The 20,802-nt window shown below is 61.0% G+C and carries 20 protein-coding genes and 1 pseudogene; 16 read left to right on the forward strand and 5 right to left on the reverse strand.

The genetic code is table 11. From position 1 onward, the window contains the following. The first annotated feature begins 5 nt into the window (after positions 1 to 5). From dapC to AACY42_RS03000, 7 genes and pseudogenes are all read left to right on the forward strand, one after another. On the forward strand, positions 6 to 1,205 hold the full coding sequence (gene dapC, locus AACY42_RS02970) for a succinyldiaminopimelate transaminase (protein ID WP_339476297.1): 1,200 nt from the start codon (positions 6 to 8) through the stop codon (positions 1,203 to 1,205). 240 nt (positions 1,206 to 1,445) lie between these two features. After that, a pseudogene (locus AACY42_RS02975) lies at positions 1,446 to 1,711 on the forward strand (type II toxin-antitoxin system RelE/ParE family toxin). 10 nt (positions 1,712 to 1,721) lie between these two features. Further along, positions 1,722 to 2,024 carry a Fis family transcriptional regulator gene (locus AACY42_RS02980; protein WP_339476298.1) on the forward strand — a complete coding sequence of 101 codons (303 nt, stop codon included), beginning with the start codon at positions 1,722 to 1,724 and terminating at the stop codon, positions 2,022 to 2,024. Between the two features lie 374 nt (positions 2,025 to 2,398). Further along, positions 2,399 to 2,761 carry an ArsC family reductase gene (locus AACY42_RS02985; protein ID WP_046065315.1) on the forward strand — a complete coding sequence of 121 codons (363 nt, stop codon included), beginning with the start codon at positions 2,399 to 2,401 and terminating at the stop codon, positions 2,759 to 2,761. A 32-nt stretch (positions 2,762 to 2,793) separates the two neighbouring features. Continuing rightward, on the forward strand, positions 2,794 to 3,828 hold the full coding sequence (gene dapD / locus AACY42_RS02990; RefSeq protein WP_339476299.1) for a 2,3,4,5-tetrahydropyridine-2,6-dicarboxylate N-succinyltransferase: 1,035 nt from the start codon (positions 2,794 to 2,796) through the stop codon (positions 3,826 to 3,828). Between the two features lie 175 nt (positions 3,829 to 4,003). Further along, on the forward strand, positions 4,004 to 5,209 hold the full coding sequence (locus AACY42_RS02995; protein WP_339476301.1) for a cysteine desulfurase: 1,206 nt from the start codon (positions 4,004 to 4,006) through the stop codon (positions 5,207 to 5,209). Further along, entirely contained in the window at positions 5,206 to 5,610 is a 405-nt protein-coding gene (locus AACY42_RS03000; protein WP_339476303.1) for a SufE family protein, read from the forward strand. The genes AACY42_RS02995 and AACY42_RS03000 overlap by 4 nt, the downstream gene beginning before the upstream one ends. A 189-nt stretch (positions 5,611 to 5,799) precedes the next feature. Here the strand turns inward: AACY42_RS03000 and tcdA are convergent, their stop codons facing one another. Then, positions 5,800 to 6,618 (reverse strand): tRNA cyclic N6-threonylcarbamoyladenosine(37) synthase TcdA, encoded by an 819-nt coding sequence (gene tcdA, locus AACY42_RS03005; RefSeq protein ID WP_339476305.1) that lies wholly within the window; start codon positions 6,616 to 6,618, stop codon positions 5,800 to 5,802. A 306-nt stretch (positions 6,619 to 6,924) separates the two neighbouring features. Here tcdA and dapE point away from each other — a divergent pair, with 306 nt between their 5' ends. The 3 genes from dapE to AACY42_RS03020 all read left to right on the forward strand — a co-directional run bounded on the left by dapE (position 6,925) and on the right by AACY42_RS03020 (position 9,346). Next, a complete protein-coding gene (gene dapE / locus AACY42_RS03010) occupies positions 6,925 to 8,076 on the forward strand; it encodes a succinyl-diaminopimelate desuccinylase (protein WP_339476306.1) in 1,152 nt (383 codons plus the stop codon). Further along, entirely contained in the window at positions 8,076 to 8,885 is an 810-nt protein-coding gene (locus tag AACY42_RS03015; RefSeq protein WP_339476309.1) for a putative RNA methyltransferase, read from the forward strand. Before dapE ends, AACY42_RS03015 begins: the two co-directional genes overlap by 1 nt. Before the next feature lie 83 nt (positions 8,886 to 8,968). Beyond that, the gene (locus AACY42_RS03020) at positions 8,969 to 9,346 is read left to right on the forward strand and encodes a hypothetical protein (RefSeq protein ID WP_053182357.1); all 378 of its coding nucleotides are present in this window, start codon (positions 8,969 to 8,971) and stop codon (positions 9,344 to 9,346) included. 162 nt (positions 9,347 to 9,508) lie between these two features. On the opposite strand, the gene AACY42_RS03025 is transcribed toward AACY42_RS03020, so the two are convergent. After that, on the reverse strand, positions 9,509 to 9,718 hold the full coding sequence (locus AACY42_RS03025) for a cold shock domain-containing protein (protein ID WP_003198198.1): 210 nt from the start codon (positions 9,716 to 9,718) through the stop codon (positions 9,509 to 9,511). A gap of 249 nt (positions 9,719 to 9,967) precedes the next feature. On the opposite strand from AACY42_RS03025, the gene plsB reads away from it, so the two are divergent. From plsB to AACY42_RS03050, 5 genes are all read left to right on the forward strand, one after another. Further along, on the forward strand, positions 9,968 to 12,466 hold the full coding sequence (plsB, locus tag AACY42_RS03030; protein ID WP_339476317.1) for a glycerol-3-phosphate 1-O-acyltransferase PlsB: 2,499 nt from the start codon (positions 9,968 to 9,970) through the stop codon (positions 12,464 to 12,466). Positions 12,467 to 12,654: 188 nt separating this feature from the next. After that, complete coding sequence (locus AACY42_RS03035; RefSeq protein WP_339476320.1) at positions 12,655 to 13,002, forward strand: hypothetical protein; 348 nt, start codon at positions 12,655 to 12,657, stop codon at positions 13,000 to 13,002. A 113-nt stretch (positions 13,003 to 13,115) separates the two neighbouring features. Further along, positions 13,116 to 13,451: a YbaY family lipoprotein gene (locus tag AACY42_RS03040; RefSeq protein ID WP_339476323.1), complete on the forward strand. Its 336-nt coding sequence runs from the start codon at positions 13,116 to 13,118 to the stop codon at positions 13,449 to 13,451. Positions 13,452 to 13,636: 185 nt separating this feature from the next. Beyond that, positions 13,637 to 14,041, forward strand: a complete 405-nt coding sequence (locus AACY42_RS03045; RefSeq protein WP_339476325.1) for a YbaY family lipoprotein — start codon at positions 13,637 to 13,639, stop codon at positions 14,039 to 14,041. Positions 14,042 to 14,073: 32 nt separating this feature from the next. Further along, the gene (locus AACY42_RS03050) at positions 14,074 to 14,763 is read left to right on the forward strand and encodes a DUF4197 domain-containing protein (RefSeq protein WP_339476327.1); all 690 of its coding nucleotides are present in this window, start codon (positions 14,074 to 14,076) and stop codon (positions 14,761 to 14,763) included. 135 nt (positions 14,764 to 14,898) lie between these two features. On the opposite strand, the gene AACY42_RS03055 is transcribed toward AACY42_RS03050, so the two are convergent. Together AACY42_RS03055 and AACY42_RS03060 are read right to left on the reverse strand one after the other, a co-directional pair. Further along, the gene (locus tag AACY42_RS03055) at positions 14,899 to 17,964 is read right to left on the reverse strand and encodes an efflux RND transporter permease subunit (RefSeq protein WP_339476330.1); all 3,066 of its coding nucleotides are present in this window, start codon (positions 17,962 to 17,964) and stop codon (positions 14,899 to 14,901) included. Positions 17,965 to 17,970: 6 nt separating this feature from the next. After that, positions 17,971 to 19,071 carry an efflux RND transporter periplasmic adaptor subunit gene (locus AACY42_RS03060; protein WP_339476333.1) on the reverse strand — a complete coding sequence of 367 codons (1,101 nt, stop codon included), beginning with the start codon at positions 19,069 to 19,071 and terminating at the stop codon, positions 17,971 to 17,973. Positions 19,072 to 19,165: 94 nt separating this feature from the next. Between AACY42_RS03060 and AACY42_RS03065 the strand changes: the two genes are divergently transcribed. Continuing rightward, positions 19,166 to 19,801 (forward strand): TetR/AcrR family transcriptional regulator, encoded by a 636-nt coding sequence (locus AACY42_RS03065; protein ID WP_339476335.1) that lies wholly within the window; start codon positions 19,166 to 19,168, stop codon positions 19,799 to 19,801. Between the two features lie 116 nt (positions 19,802 to 19,917). Here AACY42_RS03065 and AACY42_RS03070 read toward each other — a convergent pair whose 3' ends face one another. Then, positions 19,918 to 20,700, reverse strand: coding sequence for a class I SAM-dependent methyltransferase (locus tag AACY42_RS03070; RefSeq protein ID WP_339476341.1), 783 nt, complete (start codon positions 20,698 to 20,700; stop codon positions 19,918 to 19,920). Positions 20,701 to 20,802: the final 102 nt, after the last annotated feature.

Below are 20,802 nucleotides of genomic sequence, written 5' to 3' on the forward strand. Positions count from 1 at the left end.
CCTCGATGAACAACGCTCTGAACCAGTTGCAGCCCTACCCGTTCGAAAAGCTCCGCGCCTTGCTGGGCAGCGTCACGCCCAATCCGGACAAACGCCCGATCGCCCTGTCCATCGGCGAACCCAAGCATCGCTCGCCAAGCTTCGTAGCCCAAGCGCTGGCCAGCAATCTGGAAAAGATGGCCGTGTACCCGACCACCCTCGGTATCCCGGAGTTGCGTGAAGCCATCACCGGGTGGTGCGAACGTCGTTTCAACGTACCGAACGACTGGCTGGACCCGGCGCGTCATGTGCTGCCGGTCAACGGCACCCGCGAAGCCCTGTTCGCCTTCACCCAGACCGTGGTCAACCGTGGCGACGACGCCCTCGTGGTCAGCCCGAACCCGTTCTATCAGATTTACGAAGGCGCAGCGTTGCTGGCCGGGGCCAAGCCGCACTACCTGCCGTGCCTGGACGCGAACGGCTTCAATCCGAATTTCGATGCCGTATCGCCGGACATCTGGAAACGCTGCCAGATCCTGTTCCTGTGCTCCCCAGGCAACCCGACCGGCGCACTGATCCCGGTGGACGAACTGAAGAAACTCATCGCCCTGGCTGACGAATATGACTTCGTGATCGCCGCGGACGAGTGCTACAGCGAACTGTACTTCGACGAACAAACCCCGCCGCCGGGGCTGCTCAGCGCCTGCGTCGAACTCGGCCGCAAGGATTTCAAGCGCTGCGTGGTGTTCCACAGCCTGTCCAAACGCTCCAACCTGCCAGGCTTGCGCTCCGGCTTCGTCGCCGGCGACGCGGACATCCTCAAGGGTTTCCTGCTGTACCGCACCTACCACGGCTGCGCGATGCCGGTTCAGACCCAACTGGCGAGCATTGCCGCGTGGAACGACGAAGTGCACGTACACGCCAACCGCGCGCTGTACCGGGAGAAATTCGATGCCGTGCTGGAGATTCTCAGCCCGGTGCTGGACGTGCAACGCCCCGATGGCAGCTTCTACCTGTGGCCGAACGTAGCGGGCGATGATGCGGCGTTCTGCAGGGACCTGTTCGAACAAGAACACGTGACGGTCGTACCGGGCTCGTACCTGTCCCGCGACGTGGATGGCGTCAACCCAGGCGCCGGGCGCGTGCGCATGGCCCTGGTTGCGCCGCTGGCCGAATGCGTGGAAGCGGCGGAGCGAATCCGCGCGTTCATCCAGCGTCGGGGTTGATGACTGTACCGCACTGAGGCGGACCGCTGCTGTGGCGAGGGAGCTTGCTCCCGCTGGGCTGCGCAGCGGCCCCAACAGCAGCATCCGTACCAACCACCTGTCCCCCGTACAAATCCTCAGTAATACCTGGGCTGCGCAATGCACCTATTTCGGTACACTCCGTTCATGGTTGATATTGCCCCCATACTGAACGTACGTTTCTTCCGCACAGACGCCGGGAATGAGCCCGTTCGCGAATAGCTGACTGACCTGCCTCGCGAGCATAGACGGATGATCGGGACTGACATCAAAACCGTTCAGATTGGTTGGCCTATAGGTATGCCGGTGGCTCGCAAGCTGGACACTGGGTTATGGGAGGTCAGGATTGACCTCGCAGATACCATCGCCCGCGTTCTCTTCACTGTGGTGGGCTCGGACATGGTTCTACTCCACGCTTTCATAAAGAAAAGTCAAAAACGCCAACCACCGACATGGCAACCGCCAAGCAGCGCAAAGCAAGACTATGAGGCACAGCACATGAACAAGCACATCGGATCTGATTTTGACGACTTCCTCGCCGAGCAAGGTATCGCCGAAGAGGTTTGCGCAGCTGCGCTCAAACGCGTTATTGCCTGGCAGATTGCCGAAGCAATGAAGCTTCAGAAAGTGACCAAAAAAGCCTTGGCACAGCGGATGCACACCCGTCGCACTGCTGTTGATCGCGCACTAGACCAGAACGATGCGGGAATGACGCTGGCAACACTTGCCAGCGCAGCGCGTGCGTTGGGTCAAAGGGTGGAAGTACGGTTGGTGCCCGAGCAGGAAGAGGCTCACGCATAAGCGTTGTTGTGGCGAGGGGATTTTTGTATTTGCCTTTCGATTTATCGCGAGCAAGCTTTGCTCCCATGGAAGGTATTCAAGGCGCTGGTAGCATTTGCGTGGGCGGTTCTCGGCATAGTGGGAAATTTGGCGGTTCTCGCTATTACGGTCCCATAAGACTCCTCACGGTGATGGGCAACATGGTATGTACTAGCAGGCGGCTTGCAGCCATGAGCAGTTGATAGAAAACACTGGGCGGTTGCAGGAGCTCAAAGCAACCGCCTATGTCGCTCCCACGGGTTTTGCAACGCATCAACCTGGGCCGTCGCGAAACCGTCCGGTCATGGCATAATCCTTCACCTTTTATTTTCAGCACCTGCAAAGGGGGCAATTCCTTGACCGATTCAAGCAAAACGTTGCACCTTTTCGGCATCAAAGCCTGCGACACGATGAAAAAGGCGCGGACCTGGCTCGATGATCACGCTGTGCACTACGACTTTCATGACTACAAGACTGCCGGCATCGACCGTGAGCACCTGACCCAATGGTGCAACGAGCATGGCTGGCAAGTGGTGTTGAACCGTGCCGGTACGACCTTTCGCAAACTCGACGACGAACGCAAAGCCGATCTCGACCAGCCGAAAGCCATCGAACTGATGCTCGCCCAACCCTCGATGATCAAGCGCCCGGTGCTCGATCTCGGTGACCGAACCCTGATTGGCTTCAAGCCAGATATTTATGCGGCAGAGATCAAGTAAGCCTGCCCAGTCCATTTTGTAGAGGTAATTTCATGTCCACTACCCTGTTCAGCCTGGCCTTTGGTGTCGGCACTCAAAACCGTGAAGGCGCCTGGCTGGAGGTGTTCTACGCACAGCCGCAGCTCAAACCGTCGGCGGACATCGTCGCAGCCATCGCACCGATTCTCGGCTACAGCGACGGCAACCAAGCCATCACCTTCACCACCGCCCAGGCCTCGCAACTGGCAGAAGCCCTCAAGGGTGTCGATGCCGCGCAAGCCGCGCTGCTGACCCGCCTGGCCGAAAGCCACAAGCCACTGGTCGCCACGCTGCTGGCCGAAGATACCCAACTGAGTTCCACGCCTGAGGCTTACCTCAAGCTGCACCTGCTGTCCCATCGCCTGGTCAAGCCTCATGGCCTGAACCTGGCCGGCATCTTCCCTCTGCTGCCGAACGTGGCCTGGACCAGCCAGGGCGCGATCGATTTGAGCGAACTGGCCGAACACCAGCTCGAAGCCCGCCTGCGTGGCGAACTGCTGGAAGTGTTCGCGGTGGACAAGTTCCCGAAAATGACCGACTACGTGGTCCCGGCTGGCGTACGTATCGCCGATGCCGCGAGGATCCGCCTGGGCGCCTATGTGGGCGAAGGCACCACCGTGATGCACGAAGGTTTCGTCAACTTCAACGCCGGCACCGAAGGCCCGGGCATGATCGAAGGCCGTGTTTCGGCGGGCGTATTCGTCGGCAAGGGCTCGGACCTGGGCGGCGGTTGCTCGACCATGGGCACCCTGTCGGGCGGCGGTAACATCGTGATCAAGGTGGGCGAAGGCTGCCTGATCGGCGCCAACGCCGGCATCGGTATCCCGCTGGGCGACCGCAACACCGTGGAGTCGGGCCTGTACGTGACCGCCGGCACCAAAGTCGCCCTGCTGGACGAAAACAACCAACTGGTCAAAGTGGTCAAGGCCCGCGAGCTGGCCGACCAGCCCGACCTGTTGTTCCGCCGTAATTCCGAGACCGGCGCGGTGGAATGCAAGACCCATAAATCGGCCATCGAGCTGAACGAAGCACTGCACGCCCACAACTAAGCTTCACACCCTCACCTGTGGGAGCGAGCCTTTTTTGGGGGAGTCGAGCTTGCTCGCGATGGCAGCGACACGGTTTTACTGCAAGACCGCGTCATCGTTCATCGCGAGCAAGCTCGGCTCCCACATAAAGCCCGCTCCGACAAGGTCCGGCGTCATTCCAGCAGGGCCCGAAAGCATGTTGATTCCATCCCCTTGGCGCGCCGATTTCCCGGCCATCGCCGCCCTGCAACGGCAAGGCCAGACCTACCTGGACAGCGCCGCCACCACGCAAAAACCCCAAGCCCTGTTGGACGCCCTGGCGCATTACTACGCCAATGGCGCGGCCAACGTGCACCGAGCGCAGCATTTGCCGGGTGCTCATGCCACCCAGGCGTTCGAGGACAGCCGCCTCAAGGTCTCGCAATGGCTCAATGCCGAAAACTGCGGGCAAGTCGTCTTCACCCACGGCGCCACTTCGGCGCTGAATCTGCTGGCCTACGGGCTGGAACATCTATTCAACCCGGGCGACGAGATCGTCATCAGCGCCCTGGAACACCACGCCAACCTGCTGCCGTGGCAGCAACTGGCCAAGCGCCGTTCGTTGACACTGGTGGTGTTGCCACTGGATGCCGACGGGGTTATCGACCCTGGCGCCGCCGCCGAACTGATCGGCCCGCGTACGCGCTTGCTGGCGGTGAGCCAGTTATCCAATGTGCTGGGGGCCTGGCAGCCGGTGCCGGCGCTGCTGGCACTGGCCAAGGCCCAAGGCGCGCTGACGGTGATCGACGGCGCCCAAGGCGTGGTTCATGGCCGCCACGACGTGGAGGCGCTGGGCTGCGACTTTTATGTGTTTTCCAGCCATAAACTCTATGGCCCCGATGGGCTGGGCGTACTGTTTGGCCGAACCGAAGCCCTCGGCAACCTGCGTCATTGGCAGTTCGGCGGCGAAATGGTGCAACAGGCTGATTACCACAGCGCCAGCTTCCGCCCGGCGCCGCTGGGTTTCGAAGCGGGCACGCCGCCGATTGCCAGCGTGATCGGCCTGGGGGCGACCCTGGATTACCTGTCCGACCTCGACCCGCTGGCGGTCATCGAGCATGAGGCGGCGCTGCATGACTACCTGCTCCATGGCCTGCTGGCCCGCAACGGCGTTCGCCTGGTGGGCAACCCGCGCGTGGCCTTGGTCAGCTTCGTGGTCGAAGGCATTCACAACGCCGACCTGGCACACCTGCTGACCGAGCAAGGCATCGCCGTGCGCGCTGGGCATCACTGCGCGATGCCGTTGTTCAAGCATTTGCAGCTGTCCGGGGCGATCCGAGTGTCGCTGGCGCTGTACAACGACTCCGCCGACATCGAACGCTTCTTCGAGGCCCTGGACCAGGCGTTGGAGATGCTGCGATGAACCTGCCTGCCGAGGCCGCCACCGCGCTGCAGATTTTCCAGGACGCGTCAGGTTGGGAGCAACGCGCCCGACTGCTGATGCAATGGGGTGAACGTTTGCCGGCGCTGAGCGACGAGGACAAGTGCGAGGCCAACCTGGTCCACGGTTGTGAAAGTCAGGTGTGGCTGGTGGGTCAGTTGCACGATGGGCACTGGCAGTTTTGCGCCAGCAGCGATGCGCGGTTGATCCGTGGGCTGGTGGCGTTGCTGTTGGCGCGGGTCAATGGGCTGTCCGCCGTTGAGCTACAACAGGTGGACTTGCCTGACTGGTTCAATCAGTTGGGATTGTCGCGGCAATTGTCGCCGTCGCGTAGCAATGGATTGAATGCGGTCCTCCAGCGGATGCGCGAATTGACGCAATGATTGTGGCGAGGGAACTTGCTCCCGCTGGACTGCGCCCGTAGGAGCTGTGTAGGAGCTGTCGAGTGCAACGAGGCTGCGACCTTGTCCCAGACAATTGAATCGCAAGCGAAAGATCAAAATCAAAAGATCGCAGCCTTCGGCAGCGCCTACAGAACCCAGTGGGAGCAAGCTTCCTCACCACAAGAGCGATCACTCTCCGGGCTTGGTCCGGTCAGCCGGCCGCCGCACCCCCGCCACGATCTTATCCACAGCCTTGGTCGCCGCAACCATGCCGAACGTCGCCGTCACCATCATCACCGCGCCGAACCCTCCGGCACAGTCGAGCTTGACGCCGTCGCCAACAAAACTCTTCTGCAAACAAATGCTGCCGTCCGGTTTCGGGTAGCGCAGTTGTTCGGTGGAGAACACGCAAGGCACGCTGTAATGGCGGGTCACGGTGCGGGAGAAGCCGTAGTCGCGGCGCAAGGTGGAGCGCACCTTGGAGGCCAGCGGATCGTTGAACGTACGGTTCAAGTCACAGACCTGGATCAGCGTCGGGTCGATCTGCCCGCCTGCGCCGCCCGTGGTGATGATCTGGATTTTGCGGCGCTTGCACCAGGCGATCAGCGCAGCCTTGGCATTGACGCTGTCGATGCAGTCGATCACGCAGTCGATGTTCGGCGTGATGTATTCGGCCATGGTGTCGCGGGTGACGAAGTCGGCCACTGCGTGCACGGTGCAGTCGGGGTTGATCCCACGCAGCCGCTCGGCCATCACGTCGACCTTGGGTTTGCCGACGGTGGTGTCCAGGGCATGTAACTGACGGTTGGCGTTACTGACGCAAACATCGTCCAGGTCGAACAGCGAGATCTCGGCCACACCGCAACGGGCGATGGCTTCCGCCGCCCAGGAACCGACACCGCCAACGCCGACAATCGCCACATGGGCCGCCCGCAGGCGCTCCAGGCCTTCGATGCCATACAAACGGGCGATACCGGCAAACCGTGGATCTTCTGTACTCATGACCATTACCCCAAAAACCGGCGCGCATTATAGGGCTTTGCCGTGGCAAATTAAGCAAAACCTCTCTCCCACAGGTTTTGTGTTCCAACTGACCAGCACCAGGGCCCATGGTGGTCGTTTTGCTATAAGATAACCGCCATTTTGCGAGCCTTGGTCAAATACACTTCAGCGGCCAACCTCAGGACTTGTGGGAGCAGGCTTGCTCGCGAAAGCGGTGTGTCAGCCAATGAAGATATCGACTGACACACTGTCTTCGCGAGCAAGCCCGCTCCCACAAATCCGCGCCTTTATTCCATGCTTTCGGAGTTTTTCATGACGGCCCACGCCGACCTCTCGCCGACCCTGCAACTCGCCTGCGACCTGATCCGCCGTCCGTCCGTGACGCCGCTGGATGCCGATTGCCAGAAACTGATGATGCAGCGCCTGGGCAACGCGGGCTTTACGCTCGAGCCGATGCGCATCGAGGACGTGGATAACTTCTGGGCCAGCCATGGCAAGCATGACGGTCCAGTGTTGTGCTTCGCCGGACATACCGATGTGGTGCCGACCGGTCCGGTGCAGGCCTGGCAGCTCGACCCGTTCGATGCGGTCATCGACGAACAGGGCATGCTCTGCGGTCGTGGCGCGGCGGACATGAAGGGCAGCCTGGCAGCGATGGTCGTGGCGGCCGAGCGATTCGTCGCCGACTACCCGGACCACAAGGGCTCGCTGACATTCCTGATCACCAGTGACGAAGAAGGCCCGGCCCACCACGGCACCAAAGCCGTGATCGAGCGCCTCAAGGCCCGCCAGGAACGACTGGACTGGTGCATCGTCGGCGAGCCGTCGAGCACCACGTTGGTGGGTGATGTAGTCAAGAACGGCCGGCGCGGCTCCCTCGGCGCGAAGTTGACCGTGCGCGGCAAGCAAGGCCACGTGGCTTATCCACACCTGGCGAAGAACCCGATCCACCTGGCCGCGCCTGCCTTGGCAGAATTGGCCGCCGAACATTGGGACCATGGCAACGACTTCTTCCCGCCGACCAGTTTCCAGATCTCCAACCTCAACTCCGGCACCGGCGCGACCAACGTGATCCCCGGTGACCTGGTGGCGGTGTTCAACTTCCGCTTTTCCACCGAATCCACCGTCGAAGGCCTGCAGCAACGCGTCACCGATATCCTCGACAAGCATCAACTGGATTGGCACATCGACTGGGCGCTGTCCGGCCTGCCGTTCCTCACCGAACCGGGTGCGCTGCTCGACGCCGTATCGTCGAGCATCAAGGACGTCACCGGGCGCGAGACCCAAGCGTCCACCAGCGGCGGCACGTCCGACGGTCGCTTCATCGCCACCATGGGCACGCAAGTGGTGGAATTGGGGCCAGTCAACGCGACCATCCACCAGGTCAACGAACGCGTGCTGGCCGCTGATCTCGATGTGCTGACCGAGATCTACTACAAGACGCTGATCAAGTTGCTCGCCTGATGCTCGCCTGCCCGATCTGCAGTGAACCGCTGAACGCGGTGGACAACGGCGTGGCGTGCCCGGCCGGCCACCGGTTCGACCGCGCGCGGCAGGGTTACCTGAACCTGCTGCCGGTGCAACACAAGAACAGCCGCGACCCCGGCGACAACCAGGCGATGGTCGAAGCCCGGCGCGACTTTCTCAACGCCGGGCATTACGCCCCGGTCGCCCGGCGCCTGGCCGAACTTGCCGTCGAACGCGCGCCCGGGCGCTGGCTGGACATCGGCTGTGGCGAGGGCTATTACACCGCGCAGATCGCCGAGTCATTGCCCCATGCCGATGGCTACGCCCTGGACATTTCCCGCGAGGCGGTCAAGCGTGCCTGCAAACGCAACCCGCAGCTGACCTGGTTGATCGCCAGCATGGCCCGAGTGCCGCTGGCGGACGGCTGCTGCCAGTTTCTGGCCAGCGTGTTCAGCCCGCTGGACTGGCAGGAAGCCAAACGCCTGCTCAGCTCCGGCGGCGGCCTGATGAAAGTCGGCCCCACCGCCGGCCATCTGATGGAATTGCGCGAGCGCCTGTACGACGAAGTGCGCGAGTACACCGACGACAAGCACCTGGCCCTGGTGCCGCCAGGCATGATGCTGGATCACAGCGAAACCCTCGAATTCAAACTGACCCTCGACAGTGGCCAGGACCGCGCCAACCTGCTGGCCATGACACCCCATGGCTGGCGCGCCAGCGCCGAACGCCGCGCCAGCGTGATCGAGCAGGCCGAACCGTTCCAGGTCACGGTATCGATGCGCTACGATTATTTCGTTCTTCAATAACCCTTTGATTCCGGGCCCCGGGCAACCGTTCGGGGCCAGTTAAATCCGCGAATGGATTTTTCAAGACCGCAGCGAGGACATCCATGCGCCAACCCGATATCGAGATTTACCTCAAAGACGCCGACGTCGACCACAAGGCCATCGCCGCCTGGCTCGGCCAGGCCCTGGGCCCGTGCAGCGACTGGGTCCAGAAAGGCCAGACCTACAAGTGCAAGGCCGGTAGCATCCCGGTGACCTGGCTGCCCAAGGCCGTGGGTAAATGGAACAGCTTGTACCTGGAAAGTGACCAGACCCCGTGGGAAGACGACATCGCCTGCGCCCGCGCCGCCTTCGCCGCATTGAACGTCGAAGTGCGCTGCGCGCCTGGGTCATGGGTCGAGGAAGAAGGCGAGGAATCGGCGGATCGCTGGATTCGCATCAGTGCCGATGGGGAAGAAGAGATTACCTGGAAGACGGCGTGACGCCAGTCTCAGGTGCAGCCTAGCCCCAAATGTGGGAGCGCTGTGGGAGTAAAGCTTGCTCGCGATGGTGGAGGTACATTCAACATCGATGCATGCTGACCTACCACTGTCGCGAGCAAGCTTTGCTCCCACAGGGCATCTACTATGGCTTCAAGAGTGGGGTTACAACCCCACCACATCCTCAGCCTGCAAGCCCTTCTGCCCTTCCACGACCGCGTACTCGACCTGCTGGCCTTCGGTCAGCGAACGGTGGCCTTCACCGCGGATGGCGCGGTAATGCACGAACACATCCGCCCCGCCTTCACGCTGGATGAAGCCGTAGCCCTTCGCGTCGTTGAACCACTTCACACTGCCGGTTTCCCGTGCTGCCATGGTGCTCACTCCCATTTTTATTTTTTGAGTCGGCTTTTCCCGCCCAACCGCAAAAGGCAAAGCCGTACGAACTTCAGCCACCACATGTCCCTCCATAAGGAAGGCCGTGGCAGTCACTGGCCGAGTATATGACACCCGAGAAAACTCTCAACTGACTTTATTTCGGCGCTTTTTGCCGATTTTCGATGAATCCGGCACACTAGCGGGCCCGAGCAGCCGCTCGGTTTTATCCACTCATGCAGAAGCCGTATGACCCGCTCCCCCTTCCGCCGTCTTGTGTTTGGCACCCTGCGCCGACTGTTGTACCTCTGGGTTCGCTCCGAAACGATCAACCAGTCGTCCTTCTCCCTCAACCTCGACCGCAGTCGTCCGGTGCTCTACGTCCTGCAAGATCCTTCGCTCACTGACCTGGCGGTGCTCGACACCGAATGCACCAAGGCCGGTCTGCCCCGTCCGGTGCTGCCCGTCTCGGTGGGCAACCTGCTGGAACCGGCAGCCTTTTTCTACCTGACGCCAGCACCGGACTGGGTCGGGCGCCAGGATAAGCGCGGTGCGCCGCCGACCCTGACGCGGCTGGTCAACGCCCTGACCCACAATGCCGCCGAAGACGCCCAGATCATTCCAGTCAGCGTGTTCTGGGGACAGTCGCCCGATAGCGAATCCAGCCCCTGGAAGCTGTTGTTCGCCGACAGTTGGGCGGTCACTGGGCGTCTGCGTCGCCTGTTGAGCATCATGATTTTGGGGCGCAAGACCCGCGTGCAATTCTCCGCGCCGATCCACCTGCGCGAGCTGATCGAACACGACAAGGGCCACGAACGCACCGTGCGCATGGCCCAGCGGATCCTGCGGGTACACTTCCGCAATTTGAAAGCCGCGGTCATCGGCCCCGACATCTCCCACCGACGCAACCTGGTCAAGGGCCTGTTGAACCAGCCGCTGGTCAAGCAGGCGATTGCCGAGCAAGCCGAGCGGGAAAACATCTCCGCCGAAAAAGCCAAGGCCCAGGCCCTGCGCTACGGCAACGAGATTGCCTCGGACTATACCTACACCGCGATCCGTTTCCTGGAAGTGGTGCTGAGCTGGTTCTGGAACAAGATTTACGACGGCATCAAGGTCAACCACATCGAAGGCGTGCAGCACGTCGCCCAAGGCCACGAAGTCATCTACGTGCCCTGCCACCGCAGCCACATCGACTACCTGCTGCTGTCATACCTGTTGTTTCGCAACGGCCTGACGCCGCCGCACATCGCCGCAGGCATCAACCTCAACATGCCGGTAATCGGCAGCCTGCTGCGCCGTGGCGGGGCGTTCTTCATGCGCCGCACCTTCAAGGGCAACCCGCTCTACACCGCCGTGTTCAACGAATACCTGCACACGCTGTTCACCAAAGGCTTTCCGGTGGAGTACTTCGTCGAGGGCGGGCGTTCGCGCACCGGACGCATGCTGCAACCCAAAACCGGCATGCTCGCCATCACCCTGCGCAGCTTCCTGCGCTCGTCGCGCATGCCCATCGTGTTCGTGCCGGTCTACATCGGTTATGAGCGGGTACTGGAGGGCCGCACCTACCTAGGCGAACTGCGCGGGGCCAGTAAGAAAAAAGAATCGATCTTCGACATCTTCAAGGTCATCGGCGCCCTCAAACAACGCTTTGGCCAGGTGGCGGTGAACTTCGGTGAACCGATCAAGTTGGCGGAGTTCCTCGACGGCGAACAGCCGGGTTGGCGCCAACAGGAACTGGGCCCGCAATTCAAACCGGCCTGGCTCAACGCGACCACCCACCGCCTCGGCGAGCGCGTGGCCCGTCACCTGAACGAAGCCGCGGCGATCAACCCAGTCAACCTCGTCGCCCTGGCGCTGCTGTCCACCAGCCGCCTGGCCCTGGACGACCGCGCTATGGCGCGGGTGCTCGACCTGTACCTGGCGTTGTTGCGCAAAGTCCCGTACTCACCCCACACCACCCTGCCCGAAGGCGATGGCCGGGCGCTGATCGAACATGTAAAAGGCATGGATTTGCTGTCGGAACAGAGCGATGCACTGGGCAAGATCCTGTACCTGGATGAGCAGAACGCGGTACTGATGACCTACTACCGCAACAACGTATTGCACATCTTCGCCCTGCCGGCGTTGCTGGCGAGCTTCTTCCAGAGCAGCTCGCGCATGAGCCGCGAGCAGATCCTGCGCTACACCCATGCGTTGTACCCGTACCTGCAATCGGAGTTGTTCATTCGCTGGTCGCTGGAAGAACTCGACGGCGTGGTCGACCAGTGGCTCGAAGCATTCGTCGAACAGGGCCTGCTGCGTTTCGAAAAGGACCTGTACCTGCGTCCGGCGCCGAGTTCGCGGCATTTCGTGCTGCTGACTCTGCTGTCAAAAAGTATAGCCCAGACGTTGCAACGCTTTTACATGACCGTTTCGCTGCTGCTCAACAGCGGCCAGAACACCATCAGCGCCGAAGAACTGGAGGACCTCTGCACCGTCATGGCCCAGCGCCTGTCGATCCTGCATGGCCTGAATGCGCCGGAGTTCTTCGACAAGAGCCTGTTCCGCCACTTCATCCAGACGATGCTCGACCTCGATGTGCTGCGCCGCGACGAGGTCGGTAAACTCAGCTACCACGAGTTGCTGGGCGAACTGGCCGAAGGCGCGGCCAAGCGGGTGCTGCCGGCGGAAATTCGCCTGTCGATCCGCCAGGTGGCGCTGCATCGCAGTGAAGATGCCGCGGAGGTCGCCGTCAGCCCCGACAGTTGAAGACTGTCGATCTCTCACCGAGAGCCATGGAACGGTTCCGGTGAGTTGATGGGGCAGTTAACGAGCCTACTCCGACGCTGCGAAGCGGCTAAGACGACGTCAAACAAAGAAAAGACCTACAGAGAACTTTGGAGCAGGCCCCTAGGATGAGCTCACGTCAATGTCGACGTACTGAAAAGGAATTCAGCATGAGCTTACATACCATTACAGCATCCATTCACCTGCCTGACGGCTATAAACTACCCGAAAGCGGTGGTACTCACATCAGCTTCACAACACCGCATACCTCCGGTGGTAGTGGCTCCAACCAAATACCTAAAATGCCATGGATCGTCAGCCTGACCGTTGATGGCGATGTTGCCACCAAAGGGGAGGAGTTTTCGCTGAAAGTGCAAATCAATAGCCCCACCCCATTATTTCTTGATACCCCCCAGACCTTTATCTGGAACGGTGGTGATCAGGAAGTTGATGTCAATCTGACCCTTGCGCCAGTATCGAACACCGAAACCACTCAGCAACTCTCGTTCGGCTCCTGAGTCGCAACGTTCAATTGGGTATGAACCTGCGCCTCCCATCTCTTTGACGCCAGCATGTTGCTGGTGTCATCCCGCGCCACTGACGGCAAAAAACTTAATATAAGGACATTACTGTGGACAACTACTACAACATTTCTTGCATCGCCTACTATCTGGAAAAAATCAGCCTGGCTCCCGACTCAACTCTCTATGCGTTCCTTGAAGATATCAGTGTCGCTGACGCACCGGCTGAAACCGTTGTCACTTGCGTTATTAAAAACGCCGAAACCGCCGGCCTGGGTTTCGAACTCCGAGTGCCCGAATCGGATATTATCGAAAATCATACCTATGGGATCAGGGTGCGTATCGAAACGGAGGGGGAACTACGTTTCATCACTAAAAAGACTCATACCGTCGACCCTCGCGCCAATTACTTGAAACCGATCGAGATACTGATGACTTCGGTTTAATACATATGCTCCATAAACCCACCTATTCAAGAATAGGCAGTGCGTTTGGCGTTTGAGTTTCACGCATCGAGGGGTGAAAGAATCACCTGGGCAGTGACGCTTCGGCTGGATTTTTACCTCTTGATGCTCCAGATTCGCTCTGACGCCAACACGTTGCTGGCGTCAAAGCAAAAAGGTACTTCCAAATGAAAAAACTCGTTCTGTTCGCATTCATTGCCTTGCTGACCGCTTGCCAGTCGTCATTCCCGCCCAACGCATCCACCCAGAACCTCGATGGAGAAGTGTTCTATCTGCAACGCATCGCCCTGCCGCCCAACGCGACCTTGAGCGTGAGCCTGCAGGACATTTCCCTGGCCGACGCCCCTGCGGTGGTACTCGATGAGCAGAGCGGCCCGATCAAAGGCCAGGTCCCGTTGCCGTTCCACCTCAGTTATGATCCGGCCCAGGTCAAGCCCGGCCATCGTTATGCCGTGAGCGCCCGCATCGAAGTGGACGGCCAGTTGATGTTCATCACCACTGAACAACACGCCGTGCAACTCGATGGCAAGGATCCGCAGCCGTTGAAGATCCGCGTCAACGCCGCACGCTGATTCCTTTTCCAACTTTCATCAAGGACGCCATCATGCTTCGCTCAACCCTCCGTTTCACCGGCCTGTGTGCAGGTCTGCTGATCTGCGCCAATGCCATGGCCCTGTCCCTGGGCGACCTGTCGCAAAAAGACGCCACGGGCGGTCTCAAGGACGCCTTGACCCAAGGCGCGCAGGTAGCGGTCAAGCAACTGGGTACACCCGGCGGCTTCAGCAACAACCCGGATGTGAAGATCGAGTTGCCAGGCAAGCTCGGCAAAGTCGCCAGCAAGATGAAAGCTTTCGGCATGGGTGAGCAGGTCGATCAGCTGGAAACCAGCATGAACCAGGCTGCCGAAGCCGCCGTGGTCCAGGCCCAGCCGATCCTGGTCAATGCCGTGAAGAACATGAGCGTAAGCGATGCCAAAGGCATCTTGAGCGGTGGCAACGATTCGGCCACGCAATACCTGAACAAGAGCAGCCACGAGCAGATCCGCGCCAAGTTCCTGCCCATCGTCAAGCAAGCCACCGACAAGGTCGGCCTGGCGCAGAAATACAATGCCTTCGCCGGCCAGGCCGCGACCTTCGGCGTGCTGGACGCCAAGAGCGCCAACATCGAAAACTACGTGACCGAGCAGGCGCTGGACGGCTTGTTCGAGATGATCGGCAAGCAGGAAGCCACCATTCGCCAGAACCCGGCGGCGGCGGCGACCAGTTTGGCGAAGAAGGTGTTTGGTACCCTCTAAGCCAAGCGCAAAAACACTGTGGGAGCGAGCCTGCTCGCGATAGCGGTATCAGCCGTAACATCTCTGTTGGCTATTGCACCGCTATCGCGAGCAGGCTCGCTCCCACACTTGATCTTCAGTGCTATCAGAATCGGCTCAAGTCTTCTTGACCCTGAACCACGCCGCATACAACGCCGGCAGGAACAACAGCGTCAACGCCGTGGCCACGATCAAGCCGCCCATGATCGCCACGGCCATTGGCCCAAAGAACAGGCTGCGCGACAACGGGATCATCGCCAGCACCGCCGCCAGTGCGGTGAGCACAATCGGGCGGAAGCGGCGTACCGTCGCTTCGATGATCGCCTGCCAGGGCGCGAGCCCCGCCTTGATGTCCTGTTCGATTTGGTCCACCAGGATCACCGAGTTGCGCATGATCATCCCCGACAGCGCGATAGTGCCCAGCATGGCGACGAAACCAAACGGCTGGCGGAACACCAGCAGAAACAGCGTGACACCGATCAATCCCAGCGGCGCGGTGAGAAACACCATGGCCGTGCGTGAGAAACTGCGCAGTTGCAGCATCAGCAACGTCAACACCACCACGATGAACAGCGGCACACCGGCATTCACCGATTTCTGGCCCCGGGTCGAGTCCTCTACCGTACCGCCCACCTCCAGCAGGTAACCGTCCGGCAGTTGCGCACGAATCGGCTCCAGGGTCGGGAATATCTGCTGCACCAGGGTCGCAGGTTGTTCCTTGCCGTAGATATCGGCCCGTACGGTCACGCTCGGCAGGCGGTTGCGGTGCCAGATCACGCCTTCTTCGAAACCGTACTCCAGGGTCGCAATCTGCGACAGAGCAACGCTCTTGCCGTTGTCGGTCGGCACTGCCAGGCTCGGCAGCAACGACAGCTCAGTGCGCTCGTGCACCGTGCCACGCAGCAGGATTTCGATCAGTTCGTTGTCTTCCCGGTACTGGCTGACGCTGGAGCCAGTGAGGGAGCTGCGCAGAAAACTCGCCAGGCCGGCGGTGCTGACACCCAGGGCTCGGGCACGGTCTTGATCGACGTTCAGGTACACCACCTTGCTCGGCTCTTCCCAGTCCAGGTGCACATTGGTCACGTAGGGGTTTTCGCGAACTTTGACCGCCACTTTGCGCGCCAGGGCGCGGACCTCTTCGATGTGCTCGCCCGTGACGCGAAACTGCACCGGGTAGCCGACCGGCGGGCCGTTTTCCAGGCGTGTGACCCGCGAACGCAGGGTGGGGAACTGTTCGTTCAGGGTCGCGATCAACCAACTGCGCAAGGGCTCGCGGTCTTCGATGGTCTTGGCCAGCACCACAAACTGGGCGAAGCTGGACGCTGGCAGTTGTTGATCCAGCGGCAAGTAGAAACGCGGAGAACCGGTGCCAACGTAGGCCACGTAATTGTCGATGCCCTCGTGGTCCTTGAGCAGCGCTTCAAGGCGCTTGACCTGCTCGGCGGTGTTGCTCAGGGAGGCGCCTTCCTGCAGTTTCAGGTCGACCATCAGCTCCAGACGCCCCGAGGCCGGGAAGAACTGTTGCGGCACGAAACGGAACAACACCACCGAGCCGACAAACAACAGCACGGTCAGGGTGATGACGGTTTTGCGGCGACGCACGCACCACTCCACCATCCGCCGGACACGCTGATAAAACGGCGTGCCGTAAGGGTCGGTCTGGCCGTCAGCCGTGCCATGTTTGGCCGCGTGAATTTTCGCCAGGTCCGGCAGAAGCTTCTCACCCAAGTACGGCACAAACACCACGGCAACCACCCAGGACGCCAGCAACGCCAGCGTCACGACCTGGAAAATCGAGCGGGTGTATTCGCCGGTGCCCGATTGCGCGGTGGCGATGGGCAGGAAGCCGGCCGCGGTGATCAACGTACCGGTGAGCATCGGGAACGCCGTGCTGGTCCACGCAAAACTGGCGGCCTTGATCCGGTCGAAGCCCTGCTCCATCTTGATCGCCATCATTTCCACCGCAATGATCGCGTCGTCCACCAGCAGCCCCAGCGCCAAGACCAGCGCGCCGAGGGAAATCTTGTGCAGGCCGATCCCCAGGTAATACATCGCGGCGAAGGTCATCGCCAACACCAACGGGATCGCCAGGGCCACCACCATCCCGGTGCGCAGCCCCAGGGAGAAGAAGCTCACCAGCAACACAATCGTCAGCGCTTCCACCAGCACCTGGACGAACTCACCGACCCCGGTCTTCACCGCCGCGGGCTGATCCGACACCTTGCGCAATTGCATGCCGGCCGGAAGTGTGTTCTGGATACGGGCAAAATCGACCTCAAGGGCCTTGCCCAGCACCAAGATGTCACCGCCGTCCTTCATAGCCACCGCCAAGCCGATGGCGTCCTCCCCCATGAAGCGCATGCGTGGCGCCGGTGGGTCGTTGAAACCACGGCGCACATCGGCCACATCACTGATACGGAACGTACGATCGGCGACCCGGATCGGAAAGTTGCGGATCTCTTCCACAGACTGGAAATTCCCCGAAACCCGTAGCTGCAATCGCTCGCTGCTCGTTTCGAAGAAGCCTGCGCTCGATACTGTGTTCTGCTCTTCCAGGGCCTGCTGGACCACCGCCAAGGGCAAGCCGAGGGTCGCCAGTTTGACGTTCGACAGTTCGATCCAGATCTTCTCGTCCTGCAAGCCGAGCAGTTCGACCTTGCCCACGTCCTTGACCCGCTGCAGCTGGATCTGGATGCGATCGGCGTAGTCCTTGAGCACGGCGTAGTCGAAACCCTCGCCGGTCAGCGCGTAGATGTTGCCGAAGGTGGTGCCGAACTCATCGTTGAAAAATGGCCCCTGGATACCCGGCGGCAAGGTGTGGCGAATGTCACTGATCTTCTTGCGGATCTGGTACCACAGCTCGGGAATCTGCGCCGAATGCAGGGAGTCGCGTGCCATGAAGGTCACCTGGGACTCCCCCGGTCGGGAGAACGAGACGATTCTTTCGTAATCGCCGGTTTCCATCAGCTTCTTTTCAATGCGCTCAGTGACCTGTCGCGAGACTTCCTCGGCCGTGGCGCCCGGCCAGTTGGTGCGGACGACCATGGCCTTGAAGGTGAACGGCGGGTCTTCGCTCTGGCCGAGCTTGGTGTAGGAAAGCGCGCCAACGATCGCCAGCAAAAGCATCAGGAACAGTACGATCTGGCGGTTACGCAGCGCCCATTCGGAAAGATTGAAACCCATCGGGGATTACTCCTTGGCCGTCAAGTTGACCAGGCGGTTAGAGCGATCCACCGGCCGCACCTGCTGGCCGTCGAGGAGCACATGCACGCCGGCCGCCACCACCCAGTCATCGGGGCTGAGGCCTTCAAGCACCGGAACGGTCTTTTCGCCGAAGGCGCCGACCCGCACCGGGACTTTTTTCAGGGTGTTGTTGGCGTTGACCACCCAGACATAGGTCGCGCCACTTTCAGCCGTCAGGGCCGACAAAGGCACCGACAGCGGCACCTTTTCGGCGGCCTGGATAGAAACCCGGGCGCTCTGGCCCAACTCGGCCGGAACACTGCCAGCGGTGAAAGCCACACGGGCGGCGAAGGTGCGAGACTTGGGGTCGGCGGCCGGCGATAGCTCGCGAATGCGCCCACTGAAACGCTGGCCGGGCTGGCTCCACAGTTCGACCGAAACCGGCTGGCCGATCTTGAACCGGCCAAACCCCTGTTCCGGCAGGTTGATCAGCACTTCACGCTCGCCGTCGGTGGCTAGGGTGAAGACGGTTTGCCCGGCTGACACCACCTGGCCGACTTCCACCGAACGCCGGGCGACCACGCCATCCTGGGGCGCACGCAGTACCGAATAGCCGGCCTGGTTGTTGGCGACATCGAACACGGCCTTGATCTGCTTGAGCCGCGCGGTGCCGGAGCGGTAAAGGTTCTCGGCATTGTCGTACTTGGAGCGGCTGACCATCTGCCGTTCCATCAAGGTTTTGTAGCGGTCACGCTCGGCGCGTACCAGGTTCAAGTTGGCCTCGGCGGCGGCGACCTGGGCACGGGTCGCTTCCAGTTGCAGGCGCACATCCTCAGGATCGAGTTCGGCCAACGGTTGATTGGCCTTGACCCGCTGCCCCTCTTCGACCAGCCGTCGGCTCACCTTGCCGCCAATGCGAAAGGCCAGTTCGGGCTCGAATCGTGCCCGCACTTCGCCGGGGTAACTGTCCATCGCCTGGGTTGAAGGCTGTGGTTTGACCACCATGGCAGGGCGCACGGCGACCGCGACCGGTTCGTCCTGACCACACGCAGACAATAAAAAAGCCAAGGTGACTGGCACGGCGAGGGGCAGGACATAGCGGAACATGGCGAGTGACCTTTCGCTAATGGTGCTTGGAATAATTATACTGGCGAGTATGTTATTAATAGCAAACTCACCAGTCCAGTATTAAAGCGAAAAAATGTCGAACAATCCTTCACCCCCCTCCGGCCCCGGCCGTCCCAAGGATCTGGCCAAGCGCCAGGCCATTCTCGACGCGGCCAAGCGCCTGTTCGTGAGCACGGGTTACGCCAGTACGAGCATGGACGCCGTCGCTACCGAGGCAGGGGTCTCGAAGCTGACGGTCTACAGTCACTTCAACGACAAGGAGACCCTGTTCTCCGCTGCGGTGATCGCCAAGTGCGAAGAACAGGTGCCGACGCTGTTTTTCGAATGGCCGGACGGTGTTCCGATCGAACACGTGCTGCTGAACATCGCCCGTGGCTTTCACCAACTCATCAGCAGCGAGGAATCGGTGAACCTGCATCGGGTGATCATGGCCCTGGGCAGTCAGGACCCGAAGCTGTCGATGATTTTCTACGAAGCAGGCCCACAGCGGATGCTCTCAGGCATGGAGCGGCTGCTGATCAAGATCAACCAGAGCGGTGCCCTGAGCATCGATAAACCGCGCAATGCCGCCGAGCATTTCTTCTGCCTGATCAAGGGCGCGGCGAATTTCCGGTTGTTGTCTGGTTGCGGCCCAGCCCCGGAACCGGAAGGCGCCGAGGCTCATGTGCAGGAAGTGGTGGGGTTGTTCATGCGGGCTTATCGGCCTTAGCTCGACCGGTAGCCTTCTGCTGGCTGGAAGGGCCTCATCGCAAGCAGGCTCGCTCCCACAGGGTTTGATGAACACACAGATCGTGGGAGCTTGCTCGCGATGCAGGCGACGCGCGCTCAGGGCTTGAGCGCTTTCTTGGGGTAGATGTCGTAGCGACTGGATTTGCCATCGAGCCCATGGCTCGGCTTCGGCCCGTCGATACACGGGGCCTTGCGCGGTCGCTTGACCACCACCCGGTGAGTTGCCAAGGCCAAGGCCGCGGCGAGCAGCGCCGGGGCATCCGGATCATCGCCCACCAGGGGGCGGAACAAGCGCATTTCCTTCTTCACCAGGGCGGTTTTCTCACGATGGGGGAACATCGGGTCCAGGTAGATCACCTGGGGCGGCTCGCCTTCCCAGTGGCGCATCACTTCGATGGAGTTGCCCTTGAGCAAACGCATGCGCGCCACGATCGGCGCCACGTCGAAGTCCTCCGCTGCGCGAGCCAGGCCATCCTCCAGCAGAACCCCAATCAGCGGTTGACGCTCGATCAGGCTCATTTCGCAGCCCAGGCTGGCCAACACAAACGCATCCTTGCCCAACCCGGCTGTGGCATCCAGCACCCGCGGACGCACTCCCTGGGCAATGCCGACCGCCTTGGCGATCATCTGGCCACTGCCGCCACCGTACAAACGCCGATGGGCGGCACCGCCCTCGACGAAGTCCACACGCACCGGCCCAGGCGCATCCGGCCCCAGTTGCTGCAATTGCAACCCCTGTTCGCCGACCTGCAAGGCAAACTCGCCATCGCCGCCCTGCAAAGGCAGGCCAAGCCGCTCGGCCCAGTGCTCGGCCTGCGGCTGGAAGGCCGGGGCCAGGGCCTCGACGTGGATGCGGCAGGCCGCAGGTTGCTCACTCATAGAAGTTGTTCATTCATGGAAACATGCTCAAAAAATTAAGGATCGGCAAAAACGGCCGATAACAACGGTGAACGGCATTTTGCCAGAGCTGAGCGTCGACCG

Source organism: Pseudomonas sp. RL_5y_Pfl2_73, from assembly GCF_963970515.1.
Lineage (GTDB): Bacteria > Pseudomonadota > Gammaproteobacteria > Pseudomonadales > Pseudomonadaceae > Aquipseudomonas.

Coding starts and splice junctions, on each gene's coding strand:
- dapC (WP_339476297.1), top strand. CDS start 6: ATGAACAACGCTCTGAACCAGTTGCAGCCCTACCCGTTCGAAAAGCTC.
- AACY42_RS02980 (WP_339476298.1), top strand. CDS start 1,722: ATGAACAAGCACATCGGATCTGATTTTGACGACTTCCTCGCCGAGCAA.
- dapD (WP_339476299.1), top strand. CDS start 2,794: ATGTCCACTACCCTGTTCAGCCTGGCCTTTGGTGTCGGCACTCAAAAC.
- AACY42_RS02995 (WP_339476301.1), top strand. CDS start 4,004: ATGTTGATTCCATCCCCTTGGCGCGCCGATTTCCCGGCCATCGCCGCC.
- AACY42_RS03000 (WP_339476303.1), top strand. CDS start 5,206: ATGAACCTGCCTGCCGAGGCCGCCACCGCGCTGCAGATTTTCCAGGAC.
- tcdA (WP_339476305.1), bottom strand. CDS start 6,618: ATGGTCATGAGTACAGAAGATCCACGGTTTGCCGGTATCGCCCGTTTG.
- dapE (WP_339476306.1), top strand. CDS start 6,925: ATGACGGCCCACGCCGACCTCTCGCCGACCCTGCAACTCGCCTGCGAC.
- AACY42_RS03015 (WP_339476309.1), top strand. CDS start 8,076: ATGCTCGCCTGCCCGATCTGCAGTGAACCGCTGAACGCGGTGGACAAC.
- AACY42_RS03020 (WP_053182357.1), top strand. CDS start 8,969: ATGCGCCAACCCGATATCGAGATTTACCTCAAAGACGCCGACGTCGAC.
- AACY42_RS03025 (WP_003198198.1), bottom strand. CDS start 9,718: ATGGCAGCACGGGAAACCGGCAGTGTGAAGTGGTTCAACGACGCGAAG.
- plsB (WP_339476317.1), top strand. CDS start 9,968: ATGACCCGCTCCCCCTTCCGCCGTCTTGTGTTTGGCACCCTGCGCCGA.
- AACY42_RS03035 (WP_339476320.1), top strand. CDS start 12,655: ATGAGCTTACATACCATTACAGCATCCATTCACCTGCCTGACGGCTAT.
- AACY42_RS03045 (WP_339476325.1), top strand. CDS start 13,637: ATGAAAAAACTCGTTCTGTTCGCATTCATTGCCTTGCTGACCGCTTGC.
- AACY42_RS03050 (WP_339476327.1), top strand. CDS start 14,074: ATGCTTCGCTCAACCCTCCGTTTCACCGGCCTGTGTGCAGGTCTGCTG.
- AACY42_RS03055 (WP_339476330.1), bottom strand. CDS start 17,964: ATGGGTTTCAATCTTTCCGAATGGGCGCTGCGTAACCGCCAGATCGTA.
- AACY42_RS03060 (WP_339476333.1), bottom strand. CDS start 19,071: ATGTTCCGCTATGTCCTGCCCCTCGCCGTGCCAGTCACCTTGGCTTTT.
- AACY42_RS03065 (WP_339476335.1), top strand. CDS start 19,166: ATGTCGAACAATCCTTCACCCCCCTCCGGCCCCGGCCGTCCCAAGGAT.
- AACY42_RS03070 (WP_339476341.1), bottom strand. CDS start 20,700: ATGAGTGAGCAACCTGCGGCCTGCCGCATCCACGTCGAGGCCCTGGCC.